This is a genomic window from Leisingera sp. F5, assembly GCF_001593695.1.
Map to the genome: position 1 here is coordinate 1 of NZ_LUKH01001100.1, position 1,279 is coordinate 1,279.

Consider the following 1,279-nt stretch of genomic DNA (forward strand, 5'->3'; position numbering starts at 1 on the left):
GGCGTCACCGCTGGTTTTGTGGCTGTGGCTTGTGCCGCTGCTGATCGGCCAGCCGTTCCTGCGCGCCTATCTCTTGGCAGAACACGGGCTCTGTCCGCCTGTTGCCAACATGCTGGAAAACTCCCGCACCACCTTCACCAACCGTCTGGTGCGTTTTCTGGCCTGGAACATGCCCTATCATGCCGAGCATCATTCCTTTCCGAATGTGCCCTTCCACCAGCTGCCCGTGTTCCATGAGATCACGCAGGCGCATCTGAAGTCGACTTCGGATGGGTATCGGGATTTCTCAGCAGATTATCTCCGGCAGATCTCCCGCTGACCGGTCGACAAAGGCCGCACAAATTTCTTCAAAGAAATTTGACAAGAAACTTCCAAGTTTCTTGTCCCCCAAGTCTCCATCTCACGCCCCCGGAACGCTCACCACACCGCCGCCGACGCAAGCCCGCACACCGGTTGTGCCGGGTGCCGATGTCGCCATCCCGCGTGCAACCCGCACCGCTAGATGCGCAAAGGCCTGCGCCTCCAGCATGTCGCCATCCAGGCCTGCGTCCTCAACCGGCTTCACCGCACAATCGAGCGACACCCGCAGCATCTCCATCAGCACCGGATTATGCCGCCCGCCGCCTGTGACCAGAACCGCTTCCGGCGGCTCCGGGCAATGCTCCATCCCTTGCGCCACGCTGGCCGCGCACATGGCGATTAAGGTCGCTGCCGCGTCGGCATCGCTCAACTCCTTCACCAGCCCCACCATCTCGGCAAAATCATTCCGGTCCAGTGATTTAGGCGGCATTCTTGCAAAGTATGGCTCTGCCAGAAACAGCTCCAGTGCACCGGCTTCCACAGTGCCGGAGCGCGCCACCTTGCCATCCGCATCCCAAGGGATGCCCAGCCGCTCCTGCACCAGATCATTGACCGGCGCATTGGCCGGACCAGTGTCGAAGGCCAGCAGCGCGCCGGGCTCCTCAGGCCGCTCAAACCGCGGGTCCACATAGGTGAGGTTGCCGACCCCGCCGAGGTTCAGAAAGCACAGCGGCCTTTCGGCGCCGATGTATTTTGCACAGGCAAAGTGAAAGAACGGCGCCAGCGGCGCGCCCTCGCCGCCCATCGACACATCGTCAGAACGGAAGTCCCAGACCACCGGCGTGCCCAAGCGTTCGGCCAGGGCCGCCCCGTCGCCCACCTGCAAGGTTCCCTGCAGACGCGGCGCATGGGCCAGGGTCTGACCGTGAAAACCGATGATCTCCACATCCTCGAACTCCGCCAGCGCCGCCGCATGGGC

At 62.7% G+C, this 1,279-nt stretch carries 2 protein-coding genes; one reads left to right on the forward strand and one right to left on the reverse strand.

The window, feature by feature from the left end; genetic code table 11:
- The coding region (locus A2I95_RS39230) for a fatty acid desaturase (RefSeq protein ID WP_291737767.1) at nucleotides 1-319 on the forward strand (319 nt) is incomplete at its 5' end.
- 81 nt (nucleotides 320-400) lie between these two features.
- Here the strand turns inward: A2I95_RS39230 and A2I95_RS39235 are convergent.
- The coding region (locus A2I95_RS39235) for an anhydro-N-acetylmuramic acid kinase (RefSeq protein ID WP_291737768.1) at nucleotides 401-1,279 on the reverse strand (879 nt) is incomplete at its 5' end.